Genomic DNA, 17,760 nt, shown 5'->3' with positions numbered 1-17,760 from the left:
AATCGATACTTTCGGCGATCCCAATAGAGACGGCTTATTCAAATGTGGCGGTATGGGTGCTGACAGGTTGAGTAAGCCTTGCCACTTCAGGCGCTGTTTCAATCAGGAACAGCCCCACCACCGCCGCTGCCAGCGACACTGCGCCAACCACCAACATCGGCATCGCCAGACCATAGAAATCTGCCAGCCCGCCAGCGATCACCGGCATCAATACGCCGCCGATCAACTCACTGACCCCGGTGGGTACACCGACCGCTGCGCCCGTCATGTTTGAAGGCACCGATTCGCTGGGAATCACCGCGAGAAACAGGGGCGCGATGCCGAAGCCAAAGATCCCGGCAGCAAACAGAATGCCGAACATCACCCAAGGCCCGGCGTGGCTCATGGCGAACAGCAACATCAACGCGCCGTACAAGGTGGCACATCCAATCAGCACGGGCTTACGCCCCAAGCGGTCGGACAACGCAGGCACTGCGATCATCCCGATAAAACCACCAAACCCCCACCCTGACACGATCAAACCAGTGGTGCTGAGCGACAGGCCAACCACCTGGGTCAGGTACAGCGCAACGAAGGTCGAGAACACAAACAAGCCGGTCTGGAACAACGAACCGATCAGCGTAGTAACCCAAATATTGCGGTACTTGAGCACACTGCTGACCGACGCAGGTTTCACCGCGCTGCGCTCAACTGCCGTTTTCTTCGGCTCACGCATCAGCTTGGCCAGCATGTACGTCAGGATGATGCCCGGGATGCCCAGCAGGAAAAACACCCATTCCCACGGCATATACAGGCTCAGTTGTGTCGCGATAATCGGCCCCAGGCCAATACCCAGCAACGGGAAAAACGCCTGGTGAATCCCCATATTCAAGCCCCTTCGCTTGGGCGTGGAGATCTCGGCCAGCGTCGCAACGCTGGCGCTGAACACACCACCCTCACCGACCCCGAGCAGCCCCCGCACTACCAGCATGCCAGTAAAGCTTTTCACTGCGCCGGTCATCCAGGTCATCACCGAAAAGAAGATGCCTGAATAGATCAGCACTTTTTTACGCCCGTGCCGATCGCTAACCCCGCCCAACACCCAGGTCGACACCGCCCAAGTCAATGCCAGGACTGAAGCAATGGCGCCCGCCTGGGTATTACTCAGGCCCAGCTCGGGAATGAGAATTGGAAAGAGGTAAACAATCACCAGACGGTCGAGGCCAACGATGCCGAATAGCACCGCCAACAGCCACACCATCTTGCGTTCGTACGCTGTATCACCACTGGATTTCTGCTGCATGGCACGCACTCATGAGTAAAGGGGGATCAGCGGGATTGGAGTTCTTCGACCAGCGCTAGCGCGTCGGCGTCATCCAGTGCGGCATCGGCCACCGGGCGGCGTGCTTCACTGTTGAACAGCAGCCGGGTCACGTCGCTGCGTGAGTAATGCCCGACCGGGTCCGCCGCGACCTTGGCCAGGGTGACGGCATCAAGGTCGATATCGGCGTACAAAATCCCCTCTTCATCAGTGGCCAGCGGCGTAGCCAACTGCGAGCCATCCGGCCCGTAAATGCGCGCGTAGCCGCCGCCGGCCTTGAGCAGTGAGCGCGACTCGTCGGTCTGGCACAGCAAGTCGATGACATCGTCTGAAACCATGCCGCAGGGCGCCAACACAAAGCACTGGCCTTCGACCGCGTAGGTGCGGGTGACGGCGTTATTCACATCGCCGCTGATGGCTTGTGTCACCTGGTTGTAGAGCGAAAAGCCCGGCCAGGCGGCCACATGCAACTGTTCGTGCTGGCTGTACATGGCAAATTTGGTCAGCGGCTGGATATGTTCCCAACAGCACAGCGCGCCAACACGGCCGAGGTCGCTGTCATGCACCTGCAAATCACTGCCATCCCCCTCACCGAACACCATGCGTTCAGCCACGGTGGGTTTGAGCTTGCGGCGGGTAGCGAGTGTCTGCCCTTGATCGTCGATCAGGGTCTGCGCCATGTAGAGGCTGCCGTTGGACTTTTCCGTGAAGCCTGCCGAAACGAAGATTTTGAATTCAGCGGCGGCCTGCTCCAGGCGTCGGTAATCGGCGCTGTCTATCACCAAGGCTTGCTCGTGGTACTTGACCATGTACTGCATGGCCCAGGCGGGCGAGCCCAGCCAGAAAAACCACGGGTAACCCGGAATGAAGTTTTCCGGAAACGCGATCAAGCGCGCGCCCTTGGCGGACGCCTCGGCCATCATCTGGATGCACTTATCAATCGTCGCGCTGCGATCCATGAACACAGGCGCTGCCTGCACGACCGCAACGCGATACGAAGGAGGAGAAGACATAGAAAACCTCGGGAAAATTAGGCGCACGCCGGTAGTCGCATCTTTTAGCAAACCGCCGATTGGGCCTGTGCTGAACGTCCCGCCGGTTTTGCTTGCGCTTCCCCTGTTACTACCCTGCGCGGGTAAACGCTGGGACCGTGGTTGTTTCCATGGGTGACGCCGCCACTGAATACGTCACTCAATAGGTGCGCTGCGTTAAAGAACGCCCTGCAAAGCAGCGCACCTGGCAAGGTAAATAAGTCCGTTCGAGGCGCAAATGTACTCAGTTTCCCGAGTTGCCTGCCTCTGCCTCTCAGATCGAATAAAAACCGGGGAAAGGCACCGTATTTGCTTGTTATTCGCCCAGTAGCCGACGCGGGATCACCTTCATGCACAGCACACTGACAACAAGAACAATGCCCCAAGGCGAACGTGTCGAATTCTGGCGCGAAACCATTGGGGAGATGTTTGTGCCTCTTGAGTTCGAGGCCGATGACACCGGCGCGTTCTGCGCTGATCTACAGCACGCCCCCATGGGCGTCCTGGACTTGATGACGCTGAGCGCAAGCGCCCATACGGTCATCCGCAGTGAGCGGCTGGCACGGCAGTCGGACGCCGACTATTTCATGGTCAGCTATCAGATTTCCGGCCAGGGCTTGCTCCGCCAGGGCGATCGCGAAGCGCGGCAAAACGCCGGGGATTTTGTGCTGTATGACAGCACCCGCCCGTTTCAGATGGGCTACGCCGCCGATTTCAGTAAACACATTCTGCGTATCCCAAGAAGCCTGCTAAACGCTCACTTCAGCAGCCCCGAGCGCTTATGTGGACTCACGATTCACGCCCAATCAGGCCCTGGCATCTTGCTCGGCGGGATGCTCAACTCATTGGCCAACAGCGGTGGCGGGATGGCGCCCCAGGTAGTGGAGCCTATCGCCAATGCCTTGATCGAATTGGTCATCGGCGGCTTGCAGTCGCTGCCACAAGCGGACCAATGCGAGCCGTCCAAACTTCAAGCGTTCCATTTGGCACGGGTGAAAAGCTACATCCTGCAAAATTTGGGCGACGCCTGCCTGAACGTGGAGAAAGTCGCCCAGGCACTCAGGATGTCGGTCAGTTCGTTGTATCGCGTGTTCGAGAACGAGCCCCAACCGCTGGCGCAGTGGATCTGGAGCCAGCGCCTGCAACTGTGCCAGCGGGACCTGAAAAATCCGGCGCTCAAGGGTAGGAATATTGGTGACATCGGCTTTGATTGGGGCTTTAGCAACTGCACTCATTTCAGCCGGGCATTCAAGCGAGAGACAGGCCTTACGCCCAAGGAATTCAGACAGCAGCACCTTAGCCTTCGCTAACAACAAAGAGCGCCGTCACCCGGCGCTCTCGGCTCTATCAAGGCTTAACCAGCCGTTGCAACACCCTCCTTCATGCCCACCAGGGTATAGAGGCTTTCGGTCACGGGCGTGGGCACCTGATGCTCGCGCCCCAGCTTGACAATGGCCCCGGCGATAAACGCATTCTCGGTCTGGCGACCCGCCTCGATGTCCTGAAGCATCGACGGCTTATGGGCGCTGTGGTTCAAGAAGGCGTGTTCAATCGCCGCCATGATCCTGGCGTTACTGATCAATACACCTGTGGCCGCAGCGACGGCCACAGCCTCTGCGGCCATCGCAGAGGCCAGCGCTGGCCCGCCTTCCGAACGCCCTACCTGCCCCACCGTCAGCCCGCACACCGAACAAATCGAGTTCAACACGGAATTGAAGGCCAGTTTTTCCCAGATCGCGACTTGTACGTTGGCATCTGCCGCGCAATTGAGCCCGGCTTCGTCGAAGGACTGAGCAATGGTCGCGATTTCATCGCTGGGCGCGCCGGTATAACTCCAGATCTTTACGTGCCCGTGGCCTTGGCTGTAGATCGTGCCAGGCGAGCGCCGCTGGGCGGGAAAATCCGTCATACCGACGATGATGCGCTCGGCGCTCACCACTTGGGCGATAAGCTCGGCATTGCCCAACCCGTTTTGCACCGACAGCACCCAGGTCGACGGGGCGATCAGGTGCCGCACGTTGTCCATCGCGACCTGGGTGTGAAAACCCTTGGTGAACACCAGCATCAGTTCGAAAGGTTCCTCGAAGTGGGCAGCAACGCCAATTTGTGGCCAGACACTCACTGTCGTTTCGTCACCGAGAATGTGCAGTCCATTTTCGCGGATGGCATCGATGGTCTGCGACGATACCTCGACAAAGGAAACCGCGTGCCCCGCAGCGGCCAGACGCCCGCCAAACAAGCCGCCCATGGCACCCGCGCCGATAATCCCAATACGCATGGTTAACTCCTAAAACTCATAGACATAGGTGGTGATCAGGCGGTTTTCAGCGTAATCGGCCCCCGACAATGCGCCGCTGCCGTAGCGCGTCTTCACGTCAATGTGGCGCCACTCAAACCCAAGGTTTTTAAACAGCCCGCTCTGCACCACATAGCTGAACACCAGGTTGCTTTCGCTCTCGACGTTCTGCTGCAACGCATTGCTACCCCGGTCGATGCCGGAGCCGCGCATGTAGCGTGTCATCACCTTCATTCCCGGCACGCCCATGGCGGCGAAGTCATAGTCATAACGCAGTTGCCAGGAGCTTTCGTTGGGCTTGAAGAAACCCAGGGTGGACCAGTTGACCAAAAAAGGCTGCGGCGCATAGCCATTGAACAGCGGGAAGGCCGACTCACCGAGCATGCGTTGATAACCCACGCCAAACCCATGACCGCCGGTCTTCAAGGTGGTCATCGCGCCGTAGGACTGGTTGTCGATCTTGCCGTACAACGCCTCGCCATCTTCGCTGTTGTGGTAATACCGCAAGTCGGTTTTAAGCGTATAGCCGTTGCCCAAGGGCAGCACGTCGGTGAGCCCAAGGTAATGCTGTTTGTAGATGTCTTCGAGTTGCCCATAAAAGTAAGTGCCGGACAGCCCAGGGGTGAACTGATAGGTGGCACCGGCCAGGTTCAAGCCATCACTGCGGCGCTTAACATCGGCGCCATTCATCAGGTAGATTTTTTCGTGGCTGGACGATTCCCGCGCGGCAATTTCGGTGATGCGTCCGGCGGTCAGCGTCAGGCCATCCCATTCCCTGGATTCCAACAACGCGCCCTGGTAGGTGGTAATCAGCTGGCGCGAGTCATCGACATACGCCACCGGCAACATGGGGCGCAGCTCGCCGACCTTAAGTTCGGTTTTCGATACGCGAATCTTGGCCGTCGCGCTGGAGCGCCCATAGGCCTTGACCTGCTCACCCCGGCTCGCGTCATACGGAATAACACTGTCCGGGCCGCGCCCGCCGCCGCCATCCAGGCGGTAAGCCCATTGCGCGCTGCTGTCCAGGCCGAATTGAATCGGGCCTTCGGTGTAGCCGGAGATAAAGCGCAGGTCGAAGCCTTGGGTCCAACTACCCACCCGCGACTTGGGCGCGTCGCTTTGCTTGAAATCCCGATCAATGTAGGCGTTGCGCAGCCCCAGTGTGGTTTTGCTGTCTGCCAGAAAATCCGCACTGACCAACAACGGTTGCATCAAGGTCACGCACCCAATGGCTGCCACACCGCACTTTGACTTCATCATGTTTGACATAAACCCAACTTATTATTTTTGTTGTAGGCGACAGAACGCGGTCCTTTTCGGCTGAAAAGGACGGCGGTTAGCTAGAGAAGTAACGTCGAATCAGAAGGGGTAGGTGCGCGGCGTCATCTGCACGCTGACCCAATGGTCGGTAGTGAACTCTTGAATCGCCCACTCACCGTTGAACCGCCCGAGCCCAGAGTTTTTCTCCCCGCCAAAGGGCGCGTGAGCTTCATCGTTCACCGGGATGTCATTGACGTGGGTCATGCCCGCCTTGATCTGGCGAGCAAAGCGCGCGCCGCGCTCCAGGTCTTGAGTGAATACGGCGCTGGACAGGCCGTATTCACTGTCATTGGCCAACTCCAGCGCGTGCGCTTCGTCGCGGGCGCGCTGGATACCGACGAGAGGGCCGAAGATCTCTTCCCTGGCGATTTCCATATCGGCGGTGACATCTGCAAACACGTGGGGCGGCAACAGATTGCCCTGGGCCTGGCCCTCAACCACGGTGCGGGCGCCCTCCTCCTTGGCGCGCGCGACCTTGCCCAGCAGGCCGTCCAGTTGCTTGCGATTGATGATCGGGCCAATCACCGTGTCAGCCTCGTCGGGGTTGCCCACCTTCAAGGCCTTCACTTTGGCCGCATACGACTCAACGAAACGGTCGTACAGCCCATCCTCGACAATGATGCGGTTGATCGCCATGCAGATCTGGCCCTGGTGCAGGAACTTGCCCATCACTGCGGCGGCCACGGCTTGATCCAGATCGGCGTCTGCCAGCACCACAAAGGGACTGTTGCCGCCCAGCTCCAACGCCACGTGCTTCAGATATTTGCCGCCACTGGCGATGCGCCCAATGTTCAAACCCACCGGCGTGGAACCGGTGAACGAAATAAATTTGGGCACCGCATGCTCAACAAACGCATCACCGATTTGCGCACCCGCGCCGACCAGCACACTGATTACGCCCTTGGGCACGCCCGCCTCTTCAAAAATCCGCGCGGCCAGCAACCCGCCAGTCACAGGGGTGTCGCTCGCAGGCTTGATCACCACCGCATTGCCCAGCGCCAGCGCCGGTGCAACAGAGCGTTGGGTGAGATGGAACGGGAAGTTCCACGGGCTGATAACCCCCACTACGCCCAGCGGCTCGCGGTAGACGCGGTTTTCCTTGCCGGGCACGTTGGACGGCAGGATTCGCCCGTGCACGCGGGACGGAAACGACGCGGACTCCTGGGTTATGCCGCGCGCGGCGCCCCATTCGATCTGGGCCTTGATGCGGGTACTGCCGGACTCGCGAATGATCCAGCCGATGATCTCTTCGCGGCGCTCGTCGAATATCTGCACGGCCTTGAGCAAGATCGCGGCACGCTGGTTGGGGCCCAGCGCCGCCCATGCCGCCTGGGCGTTTTCAGCCGCCACATAGGCCTGATCCAGATCATTGCGATCGGCCTGGACAATGTCCAAAAGGGTTTCGCCCGTGTAAGGGTCGGTAACATTCAAAACACTGCCGGCGCTGCCCTGGCGCCACTCACCGCCAATCGGCAGCAGATGCATATTCGGATAAGGGCTACGGTTGCTCTGACTCACGTGATATTTCCTTAAACAGTGTTGCTTGAATTCAGGAATGGGCAGGCTGGGTTGCCGTTTGGTTCAAACGGCGAGCACGAGACCTGACCATGGCAATCGCGATAATCGCAATCAGCCCCGGGATGGCGCAGCAGATGAAATTCAGTTGCAGGGGCAGGTTCATGCTGAGCATGAGGCCGCCCAGCGCAGGGCCAGCGACGCCACCAAAGCGCCCAATCGCAGAGCACCAACTGACCGCAGTCGAGCGGATTTCACTGGGGTATTGCTGCGCGGCAAACGCATGGATCACCGCCAGTGTGCCAATGGTGGTCGCGCCGGCAATCAACAACATGACATTGAGCAACACTGGCCCCGGCTTGATGCCAAGGGTGCACAGCGACACCACGGCCAATGCGAAAAACAGGATCAGCGTGGGCTTGCAGCCCCAACGGTCCGCCAACCAACCACCGCCCAACGCCCCGGCGGTTGCGCCAATATTGAGCGTCACCAGGAACATCAGGCTGGAGCCCAGCGGGTAGCCGCCGGCGACCATGATTTTTGGCAGCCAGGTGTTGAGGCCATACACCATCAGCAAACACATGCCAAAGCCCAGCCATAGAAACACGGTACCTACAGCGCGGCCCTCGGTGAACAGGCGTGACAGAGGGGGGGACGACGAGGTGGTTACCGGCGTTTCAAAACTTACGGCGGCGCTGTCGACACTCGGCACAATGCGCTTGAGCAGCACACTGGCGGCAGCCTTGTCCTTAGCCAGCAAGTAAGGCATCGACTCAGGCAGGTAGCGATACATCCACGGCAGGCACAGCAGCGGCAAGCCGCCAATCAGGAAGGTGGCCTCCCAGCCAAATTTGGGGATGATCAGCATGGCAACCAACGCCGAAATCATCGCGCCGATGGAATAGAAGCTGAGCATGATGGTGGTGAGGGTACTGCGGCGCGTGGTGGGCGACAGGTCGCTCATCAGGGCGACGATATTGGGAATCGCGCCGCCCAGCCCGACCCCGGTCAAAAACCGCAGCACGGTGAAACTCGGTACATCCCAGGCGAAAGCGTTCACCAGCGCACTGGTACTCGCAAAGACAATGGCGCCAAGAATGATTTTGCGACGCCCGACACGGTCGGCCAACGGACCGATCACCACGGCACCAAACATCATGCCAAACAACGCGGCGCTGCCCATCCAACCGGCCTGCACCGGAGGAATCGACCACTGCTCCATCAAACGCGGCACCACGGAGCCGTAGATCACCAGGTCGTAGCCATCAAACAGCATGATCAACGAGCACCAGAATAAAAGACCGTAGTGAAACTTGCCCAAAGGCGCTGAACCGACAATCTCTAACGCATTTTTTCGAATCATGATCACGTCTCTTGTTTTTGTTATAGGGGCGTTGCAACGGGGCGCTAAACAGCCCCGAAATCGTGTCAATGCGGTTGGATGGTCACGGTGGGCACTTCAATAACGGTGGGCTCGGTGGAGTCCAGCGCGGCTCTAAGGGCAGCCTCGAAGCTGGCGCGGGTGTCGGTGTGGACCGCCTTGACGCCGTAGCCTTTGGCAATCGCGCAAAAATCCAGGCCAGGCACGTCCAGCCCAGGGGCGTCCTCGACCTTCAGTACGCCGGCAAACCAGCGCAGCGCGCCGTAGGTACCGTTTTTGAGAATGATGAACACCACCGGGACGTGGTACTGCGCAGCCGTCCAGAGTGCGGTGATGCCGTAGTTGGCGGAACCGTCACCAATCAGCGCGACTACACGCCGATCGGGCTGCGCCATCTGCACGCCGACTGCGGCCGGCAATCCAAAGCCCAACCCGCCAGCTGCCGGAAAGTAATAGCTGCCTGGGTGACGCATATTCATCCGCTGCCAGAATGCACTGGTGGTGGAGGTGGATTCCTTGACGTAGATGGTGTCGGCCGGCGCGACGGCGTCGAGCACATCGAACAGGGTTTCGGGGCGCAAATGGTGTGGCTCATCTTGCATCGTCGGCAAAGCCGGGAGCGCCGCCGGATACGCCTTGGTCTGGTCTGCAACACCGTCTGCCAGCAAGCGCAGGGTCTCGGCGATATCGCCGATCAGTGCATCACCCATGGGTGCGCGCGCGGCTTCCTGGGGGTCGGAGGTGAGGTGCAGCAGGCGAGCGCCGGCAGGCAGGTACTCACCCGGCGCAAACTGGTGGTAACGGAACACGGGAGCCCCGACAACGACGATCAGGTCGTGGCCGTCGAGTGTCTTGCTGATGCCCGCAATGGCTGCGGGCAACACACCGCGAAAGCTGGGGTGACGCGTCGGGAATGGGCAACGCGACGCAGACGGCGCGACCCACACCGGTAGCTTCAGTTTGTCTGCCAGAGCCACAGCATGCACGTTAGCGCGAGTCGCATCGACGTCTGGGCCAAGGACCAACACGGGATTTTTCGCCGTGTTCAATTGCTTGATCAGCGCGGCCAGCTGGCGCGCATCCGGCGTACCGGCGGTCTGCACCTCGCGCTCAAGCAGATGCTCCACCCCCAATGGCGCAGGCTCTGCCCAGTCGTCGTAGGGGATCGACAGATACACCGGCGCTTTGGGCGAAGTGTTTGCGGTATGGATCGCCTGGCTCAGCGCGCGCGGCACGTCTTGTGCGGTGGCCGGTTCATAGCTCCATTTGACCAGGGGCTTGGGCAGTTGGGGCGCATCCACGTTGGCCAGCATCGCCTCGACGCCGATCATCGAACGCACCTGTTGACCGGCGGTGATCACCAGCGGACTGTGGGAATACCAAGAGTTGGTCAGCGCGCCCATACCATTGCCCGTGCCTGCCGCAGCGTGAAGGTTGACGAACGCAGGCTTGCCACTCGCCAGCGCGTAACCATCCGCCATGCCCACCACGGCACCTTCGTGCAGGCCGAGGACGTACTGGAAGTCCTCCGGGAAATCCTTCAGAAAAGGCAGTTCGTTGGAACCAGGGTTGCCGAAAATGGTGGTCATGCCGTGCCGACGCAGCAGCCCATAGGCGGCAGAGTGGATTGTTTTCATGGGGTGATATTCCAAGTGTGTCCGAATACCCCTACTGTAAAAATTCGATTAAAATCGATCAAATCAATTCTTTTGGTGCTCAACATAGACACCATTTATTGTAATGCAGGTGCGCCCATGGCCCAATTCGACCTAAACCTCATCACCACCTTTGTCACCCTGTACGAGACCCAAAGCCTGACGGTGACGGCTGAGCGACTGTTCGTCACGCAGCCGTCCATCAGCTACGGCTTGGGCAAACTACGTGAGCAATTCGACGATCCGTTGTTCGTGCGCAATAGTCAGGGCATGCAGCCCACAAGGCTTGCAGCGCAGTTGTACGTCGGGTTCAAGCAAGCTGCGCAATGCATTGAGGCGTCGGTGGCCGAAGCCCGAAAGTTCGAGCCGAGCCATTCGACGCGGCAATTTCGGCTGGCACTGTCTGACCTGGGTGAGATGGCGTTACTGCCTCGATTGATGGAGCGCCTCAATGCGCTGGCACCGAATATCGAACTGGAAATCGTCCCCCTGGAAATCGACCAGGTGGGCACCTGGCTGAACGACGGGCATATCGATGCTGCCATCTGTAGCCGCACCATCACTGGCAATGGCCTGGCATTCAAAAAACGGCTGAGTGAACGCTATGTCTGCCTGCTGGATGAAGCCCACCCGCGCATTCATGCCGAACTGAGCATGGAGCAGTTTCTCGCCGAACCCCATGTGCTGGTCACCCGCACATCCGGGCATGGCATGGCTGAGGATGTGCTGCAACAGCTCGGGGTAAAGCGCCGCATCAAGCTGAGGCTGCCGCACTTTTCAGTGCTGCCCAAGGTGATACCGGGGACTGAATTGCTAGTGATATTGCCCTCGCAGATAGCCGAGAGTTTTTGCGAGATGCCGCTGGGCAAGCCGCTGAAAATCCTTGAGCTGCCGTTTGACGTTCCCCCGTTTGAGGTCACGTTGTACTGGCACTCAAGGAGTGTTCAATCAACAGGGTTGCGTTGGTTCTTCGAGCAAATCCAGGCCACGCTGGGAGAACCCCACATGGCCTGAAAGGCATCAGAGGCCTAGCCGTGAACCCAGGTCATAGAACACCTGCAACCCCACCACGGCACCGTTACTGCTGATCTCAGCCTGCGGGTTATAGAAGTTGCTCGGGTTGAAGATGTACTGCACGCTGGGTTGGAACCCCAGATACGACGTAGCCTGCCAGACCATGTTGAGCTCGACCCGCGACTCCCCTCTCGACATGCCTTGATCCGTGCCCGTGGCCAGCAAGCGTTGGTCGTGCTGGTATTGCACCTGCTTGGCGCCCAAACGCAGGTAGCTCGCCTTGAGGCTTACCGAATCCTGCGGTCGCCCGAATGGCCCGACCCGCGTAACACCGGCTTCCACGAAGTGCTCGAACGGCTGCAAGTCGTCGGCACTCCAGGTCCAAGCACCGAATACTTGCCAAGCGTTATCCGGCGCGCCTGTCGGCGAGTTGCCTTCACGGCTGAGCGTCTGCATAAAACGCATGATCACACCGCTGCTGCCGCGTCGCGTCGAGCCGTCCAACACGTCGACCTGTTCGGCGCTGTTGTAAAACCCATTGAGTTCGTAGTGATAGGCCAGTGGCGCCTGGGCAAAGCTTTTTTGTGCGCCGACGCCCGCCAGCCAGGTGATGCCGCTTGCGTCGCCGGGGTCCCAGTCCCAGCCTTTGGTGCGCTTGATGTAATGGGTCGGGTTGGACTCGAAAGCCCCCGCATGCACGTACCGGCCGTTGTCGAAGCTGTAACGCGTGTAGCCGCCCCAGCTGCCATAGGGATAGGGCAAGATGCCGGTGGTGTTTTCGATGATGGGGTCGTTACAGGTCACCCAGTTGGCGCAGTTCATCATGTAGAAATGCTGCTTGGCGTTGCTGCGACCCACATCGACTTCGAGGTGATTGTCCAACAACATCTGGCGGTACTGAAACCGCGACAGGTAGCCCTTGTCGATGTCGTTGTGCATCGGCGCACCGCCAAGTCCACTGCCAACCGCCCCTTGCCAGGCGCCAGCGGTGGGCTGACCTTCATTGCGCAACCAGGGGAAGAAGGTGTACTCGAACTGGAACGTGCCGCCGGTCCAGCCCACGAGCTTGGACATGTCCACATCCACCCCGGTAAAAATGGCCCCGGCATTGGCGAACGAGTGCGGACGCGGGCCGGTGTTGAGGTTTTCCAACATGATGTCGGTGACCAGTACGTGGGCTTTAAAAGGATTTTCATCAGTAGGCGCAGGTTCCGCCCATGCAAGACCGGTCAGGCTGCTCAAGGTCAATCCGGCGGTGACACAAAATCGGCGCGCAGCCGTACCTGCGACGAAGGGGATCGCGTTCATTGTTTTAATCCGATCAGGGTGTTGAGAGGCGCGCCGCCAAGGTCACGGCGCGTGGTGAAGGTGCTTAACGGGCGATGGCGGGTATCGGGCCTGGCCCCCAGATCGCTTCGAGCGTGCGACCGATGGCCAGCAGTTGTGCGTCTGTGCCGGGCAAGCCGTCAATCTCCATGCCGACTGGCAGGCCAGAGGCCTTGCCCAGGCCGACCGGAATACTGAGACCAGGCATTTTCACATTGCTGCCAGGGTCAGTATTGCGAATGATCCTTCCGAAGTTTTGCGCGGTGCTGGCGTCAGGACCGGTCTTGATAGCGACCTGCGGGACAGTCGGAAACAACAGCGCATCGAGTCGGTGATCCTTGAAGGTCTTCTGATAGAGCGCTGCCAGTGCCGGCACGCCATGGTTGATTGCATCTGCGTAGGCCTTCGCGCCAGGCACCAGCGTTGCGTCTGGTCCTGGCACCCTGCCCGGGACTACCATGGCGGAGAAAATTCCCTGCACATCAGGGCTGGAAATCTTGCTGACCAACGCGTCGAATGAGACGCCGGTGTCTTGCACCTTGAGATAGTCGGTCAGCGCGCTGCGTGCTTCCATAATCGCAATCGGGGTCGCCACCGTTGAAGTCAGTGTCTCCAGATCAGGCATATTGACCGATACAATCTGAACCCCCGCATCGCGCAGCTGTTTAACGGCCGCTTGGGCTTGCGCGGCGACATCGGCGTCGAGGCCTGCCCAAAAAAAGTCCGGCAGCCCCAAGCGGATCGTTTGCGGCGCAACAGCCTGTCGGGCAGACGCACCGCTCAAAATCGAATCGAGCAACACAATGTCGCCAACGCTATTGGCCATGGGTCCGGCGGTATCGCGGCTCGTCGATATCGGCGTAATGCCGACCCCACTGTAACGGCCGACCGTTGGCCGAAAGCCCACGCAACCGTTCAGCGCACAAGGCTCACGGGTTGAACCTCCGGTGTCGGTGCCCATGGCGATCGGAATCAAACGCGCACCAAGCGCCGCCGCGCTGCCCGAGGATGAGCCGCCGGCAATGTGTGAAAGGTCGAACGCATTGCGCACGCCGATCACATTCGGTAGATGAAATGCGGTGTTGTAGCCCGTGGCACCGAATGCCAGTTCATGCATGTTGGTCTTACCGACTACGATTGCACCCGCGGCCTGCAATTTGTCGATGATCGGCGCGTTGGTTTGTGGGTGAAAGTCGGCTAATGCCGGTGTACCTGCGGTGTTCGCAAAACCGATGACCTGAATATTGTCTTTGATCGCAATCGGCACGCCGCCGAGTGGCAAGCACGGCTCACCCTCAGCCAGGCGCGCGTCCGCATTACGTGCCTCATTGAGCGCTTGCGTGGCGTCGACGGAAATGAAAGCGTTAAGTTCAGGGTGCGCTTGAATACGTGCCAGCCAATAACTGACGACGGCTTCGCTTGAGACTTTCTTCCCGCAGATTAACTGGGCTGTCTCTACAGCACTCAGCAGGTGCAGGTCTTTGGGGACGTCGGACGCCGAGGCGCCGACGCTGGCGGCCAGCAGGCCAACCGCTACGCAGGAGAGTCTGGTCTTCACGGATATTCCTTGAGAATCAGTCGATACCCACTGCAGGTTTCGATGGATTCATTTACGCACAAGAAAATATTCGCCAGACATCCTCATTAATGAGGAGGCCTCAGCTCAACGAAGCCCCGCCCGCATGGCCAGTTCGGTGCGATTGCTTGAACCGGTCTTGAGCATCGCGTTCTTCAGGTGAGTGCGCACCGTGGTGAAACTGATGGACATAAGGCGGGCAATTTCCTTGTCGCTCCGACCTTCGGCAACGTGCTCGACAACGGCACGTTCCCGCGGGCTCAGCGCACCACCAAGAGGCGATTCGACCGCAAGAGCTTTTTGAAAATAAGGTGTCAGGGTATTCAGCAGTGAAAGTTCGCGCCCACCGAACTGAGGCTGCCGGGCGCTGCGCCAGATGCGCAGATCGCCCACGTCCTTGCCTTGGTTGAAGAAGAACACATTCACCCCGTGGTGCATGCCACAGGGTTTGAGAAAATCGCCGTAGTGCTCGCTGCGCTCCAGGGTTCGACGATCAATGACGTCATCGACACAGGTGGCGTGTTGCCGGGCTCTGAGCATTGGGGTGACGCTGTCCTTAACGTGAATATGTTCGTCGTACGCCCTGAGCATCCGCGTATCTATATTGACGGCAGCACAGCGCGTAGATCGAACCCGCGAACTGTCCCACAGGTAAGAAGCACCAAAATCTGCACGGAGTAATTGGGTCACATCACCGAGGACTTGCTGACGAACTTCATCCCCGGCACCTCCAGTGCGCAGTCGCCAAATGATTTGTGCAAAAAGATCGAGTTCGGCACTCGTCATGTCCATTGGGTTGGCTTGCATGGGCATGCTCCGGTTGTTGAACTCGAAAGCTAGAGCAATTTTTGGGCCTGAAACGCTTGATTTAAGCGGTAGAGTACTTTAGCCATAGGGTTTTTTCAGACTGAAAAGGCTCCGAGCCTGTTGCTTGGAGAGTTGCTCAAACGCCGCCGTAAATACAAAGCGGTACAGCTACCCGGTCGTGGCAATGCTCATAGAGCGGTGCACGGCAGAATGGAAAGGTCGTCGAGTTCAAATGGGTCGGAAAGACCCACTGGTGAGCATACTCGGTAACGTCTTTCGGTGTACCACATCAGTCACGCAGGCTGCCCCAGTAACCGCTCAATCGCCCCCACCAACGCCACTTCCAGCGACCTGGCGGTGGCGCCGTGTTCCAGACGTTGCGCGCTAAACCACGCATGCACACTGCCCAGCAATGACGCGATGATGCCGCCGAAACTAGCCGCTCGGCCGTGCGGCCGGGGACGCTCAAGCAATTCCAGCAGTTGTGCCTCATATTGGCCACGCAGCGCAGAATTACCTGGGCAACTTCTGATGCAGTTGCACATGAGCACAGACAACCGCGCTAATGTTGTAAGCGCCACGGCGAAATACCAACGACAGCGCAGCCAGCAGTTCCTCGTAAAACTCATCCAAAATATCCAGCAAGAGATGCCGTTTACTTGGGTAGTGGTGATACAACAAGCCTGGCGACAAGCCCATACACGTAGTCAACTCGCACATACGCTCCCGCGCAAAGCCTTTGCGCGCGAAGAGTTCGACGGCCTGTTCACGGTGGCTGGCCAAGCGCACACCGCGATCAACCGTAGTCATAAACGCCCCGCCCGGTTTTGCGCCCCTGATCCCCCGCCGCGACCAACTCTCGAAGCAGGCTCGCAGGGCGATACTTGCTATCGCCGAAGCCGTCGTAAAGCGACTGGAGAATCGCCATTCACGATCGCCAGCACAGCCGTTGCAATTGGGGGCAAAAATGGGGGCATAGCTTCAATTTTAAGCTCTGAAACCAGCGTTCTAGAGCCAAGTCAAAATGTTTTTTGGCGACCCTGAGAGTCTATAAGGCTGGTAGGACAGATTGTAGGGTACCGACGCCACCCTGCAAGCCAGGGTGGAGACCGGCAAGGAAGAACGCGAGCAGCAAGAAGAGCGGCATTTAGGGCGCTTCGACTTGCCCATCTCTGTGAGCCCCCATCTTCACGTCTACTTTACAAACCCGGCAGTTTCAATTACGGCGTAAAAGCGTATTCGGCGCCACACCAAACGCCTTGCGAAACGCATGGCTGAAATGGGAGAAGTCAGAAAACCCGAAGTCCAGCGCTGCCTCGGACACACTGCGTACCTGGCCGCGTTCAATCGCTTCGCGACTGGCATTCAGGCGCTCTTTCCAAATCTCTGCCACGGGGGTTTTCTGGTACCGCGCAAAGGCGCGCGTAACGGTGCGGGTGGACACATTGTGAGCCTGGGCGATGACCTCAATGGACAGGTCCGGCTCGGTCAGGTGCCGTTGGATGTACTGCATGATGCGGCCGTAGAGGTCCAGCTCTTGGTGAGTGGTCTTGAGGTCCTGAAGTTCCAGGCTGATGACCAGAAGATCGAGCAACGCCTCTGAATAGCGCGTTGAGATGCGTTCATCCTGCAACGACGCAGGCGTACTCGCCGCCTGGCGTAACATTTCCCGCAACGGGATCACGCCAGGCCGTCGATCGTCGAGGACCATCGCGGTGTACTCGGCAATACGTGGCAGGCGTTCGGTCAGCAATGCTCGCGGAATACGGATCAGGTGGTTTTCGGTACCACCCAAGCTGAATCGAAACGCTTGAGTTGCGTCATAAAGAAACAAATTGCCAACGGCCAAGCTGGCTTTTCTTCCGCCCTGTTCAATTTGGCCGTGGCCGTTTCGGGCAAAACCCAACCATAGATCTTCAGCCGGACCGCTACGCAGATGCCGCTCGGAGCGCTCCCAATAATGCAGTGGCGATGACAGTGAACAGATGTCCAGACTGCCTAAAGTATTGATCGCGAGCGCGCCATCGAAACTGCTCTGGGACAACGGTTTGCTATCGGCCGCCAGGCAATGGCGGCAGACCACTTCTTTCCAGTAATCAAAGCGACGGGGTGCGGCAACGGTAAGGGTCGAATACTGGGTGCTTGGGTTCATGACACTGACCTCGGTACAGCGATGCAGTAAGAGCTGGAAAAGGTGTAACCGGCTTGTCGGCGCTAGCAATTAACAGGCCAAGCACTTTCTGTCGCCCTCGCCTACTCATCTCGCCCCCACCCTGCGTCCAAGTGTGGATGTCAGTACTCTCATCGTCCCCAATAAGAGGCACAGAAGGCTGAGCTTTAGACATTGGCGCACCAACGCCGATCACCGGTGATGGTCCCTTCTGGTGTTGTCTTTTCCAACCAAGCGGTTGTCTTGACGAACCAAGCGGCTCCTCGCCGTCACGCCTAATTTCGACCTCACAGCAGCTCATACCCCGCTGATGAGGCACGCCATGCATCGACACTGTTCACAACGATTGGCTGATTCCTCCTGGCTTCT

15 protein-coding genes and 1 pseudogene are annotated in these 17,760 nt (G+C 58.9%); 2 read left to right on the top strand and 14 right to left on the bottom strand.

From position 1 onward, the window contains the following. Positions 1-34: 34 nt before the first annotated feature. Both PSH81_RS12635 and PSH81_RS12630 read right to left on the bottom strand, forming a co-directional pair. Positions 35-1,282 (bottom strand): MFS transporter, encoded by a 1,248-nt coding sequence (locus tag PSH81_RS12635; protein ID WP_305392660.1) that lies wholly within the window; start codon positions 1,280-1,282, stop codon positions 35-37. A gap of 26 nt (positions 1,283-1,308) precedes the next feature. Next, positions 1,309-2,313: a carbon-nitrogen hydrolase family protein gene (locus PSH81_RS12630; protein ID WP_305392659.1), complete on the bottom strand. Its 1,005-nt coding sequence runs from the start codon at positions 2,311-2,313 to the stop codon at positions 1,309-1,311. Positions 2,314-2,681: 368 nt separating this feature from the next. Between PSH81_RS12630 and PSH81_RS12625 the strand changes: the two genes are divergently transcribed. Beyond that, the gene (locus tag PSH81_RS12625) at positions 2,682-3,641 is read left to right on the top strand and encodes a helix-turn-helix domain-containing protein (RefSeq protein WP_305392658.1); all 960 of its coding nucleotides are present in this window, start codon (positions 2,682-2,684) and stop codon (positions 3,639-3,641) included. Positions 3,642-3,685: 44 nt separating this feature from the next. Here PSH81_RS12625 and PSH81_RS12620 read toward each other — a convergent pair whose 3' ends face one another. The 5 genes from PSH81_RS12620 to mdlC all read right to left on the bottom strand — a co-directional run bounded on the left by PSH81_RS12620 (position 3,686) and on the right by mdlC (position 10,480). Then, on the bottom strand, positions 3,686-4,609 hold the full coding sequence (locus PSH81_RS12620) for a ketopantoate reductase family protein (protein WP_305392657.1): 924 nt from the start codon (positions 4,607-4,609) through the stop codon (positions 3,686-3,688). Positions 4,610-4,618: 9 nt separating this feature from the next. After that, positions 4,619-5,887, bottom strand: a complete 1,269-nt coding sequence (locus PSH81_RS12615; protein ID WP_370694895.1) for an OprD family porin — start codon at positions 5,885-5,887, stop codon at positions 4,619-4,621. Positions 5,888-5,986: 99 nt separating this feature from the next. Next, a complete protein-coding gene (locus PSH81_RS12610; RefSeq protein WP_305392774.1) occupies positions 5,987-7,432 on the bottom strand; it encodes an aldehyde dehydrogenase family protein in 1,446 nt (481 codons plus the stop codon). A gap of 64 nt (positions 7,433-7,496) precedes the next feature. Further along, a complete protein-coding gene (locus PSH81_RS12605; RefSeq protein WP_305392655.1) occupies positions 7,497-8,825 on the bottom strand; it encodes an aromatic acid/H+ symport family MFS transporter in 1,329 nt (442 codons plus the stop codon). Between the two features lie 65 nt (positions 8,826-8,890). Continuing rightward, positions 8,891-10,480 carry a benzoylformate decarboxylase gene (gene mdlC, locus PSH81_RS12600; RefSeq protein WP_305392654.1) on the bottom strand — a complete coding sequence of 530 codons (1,590 nt, stop codon included), beginning with the start codon at positions 10,478-10,480 and terminating at the stop codon, positions 8,891-8,893. 117 nt (positions 10,481-10,597) lie between these two features. Between mdlC and PSH81_RS12595 the strand changes: the two genes are divergently transcribed. Continuing rightward, positions 10,598-11,512, top strand: a complete 915-nt coding sequence (locus tag PSH81_RS12595) for a LysR family transcriptional regulator (RefSeq protein WP_305392653.1) — start codon at positions 10,598-10,600, stop codon at positions 11,510-11,512. A gap of 6 nt (positions 11,513-11,518) precedes the next feature. Here the strand turns inward: PSH81_RS12595 and PSH81_RS12590 are convergent, their stop codons facing one another. The 7 genes and pseudogenes from PSH81_RS12590 to PSH81_RS12560 form a co-directional block, all read right to left on the bottom strand. Then, positions 11,519-12,820, bottom strand: a complete 1,302-nt coding sequence (locus tag PSH81_RS12590; protein ID WP_305392652.1) for a carbohydrate porin — start codon at positions 12,818-12,820, stop codon at positions 11,519-11,521. 64 nt (positions 12,821-12,884) lie between these two features. Next, the gene (gene iaaH, locus PSH81_RS12585; RefSeq protein ID WP_305392651.1) at positions 12,885-14,396 is read right to left on the bottom strand and encodes an indoleacetamide hydrolase; all 1,512 of its coding nucleotides are present in this window, start codon (positions 14,394-14,396) and stop codon (positions 12,885-12,887) included. Positions 14,397-14,501: 105 nt separating this feature from the next. After that, positions 14,502-15,221 (bottom strand): LuxR C-terminal-related transcriptional regulator, encoded by a 720-nt coding sequence (locus PSH81_RS12580; protein WP_305392650.1) that lies wholly within the window; start codon positions 15,219-15,221, stop codon positions 14,502-14,504. A gap of 293 nt (positions 15,222-15,514) precedes the next feature. Further along, positions 15,515-15,766 carry a hypothetical protein gene (locus PSH81_RS12575; RefSeq protein ID WP_305392815.1) on the bottom strand — a complete coding sequence of 84 codons (252 nt, stop codon included), beginning with the start codon at positions 15,764-15,766 and terminating at the stop codon, positions 15,515-15,517. Further along, positions 15,735-15,941: a TetR/AcrR family transcriptional regulator gene (locus PSH81_RS12570; protein WP_305392773.1), complete on the bottom strand. Its 207-nt coding sequence runs from the start codon at positions 15,939-15,941 to the stop codon at positions 15,735-15,737. The genes PSH81_RS12575 and PSH81_RS12570 overlap by 32 nt, the downstream gene beginning before the upstream one ends. Before the next feature lie 76 nt (positions 15,942-16,017). Then, positions 16,018-16,149, bottom strand: a pseudogene (locus tag PSH81_RS12565) (3-hydroxyacyl-CoA dehydrogenase family protein); the annotation flags it as partial. Positions 16,150-16,437: 288 nt separating this feature from the next. Beyond that, positions 16,438-17,373: a helix-turn-helix domain-containing protein gene (locus tag PSH81_RS12560; RefSeq protein WP_226457077.1), complete on the bottom strand. Its 936-nt coding sequence runs from the start codon at positions 17,371-17,373 to the stop codon at positions 16,438-16,440. Positions 17,374-17,760 lie beyond the last annotated feature (387 nt).

This window comes from Pseudomonas sp. FP2335, from assembly GCF_030687535.1.
GTDB lineage: Bacteria > Pseudomonadota > Gammaproteobacteria > Pseudomonadales > Pseudomonadaceae > Aquipseudomonas.
This window is presented reverse-complemented; position numbering and strand designations above follow the sequence as displayed.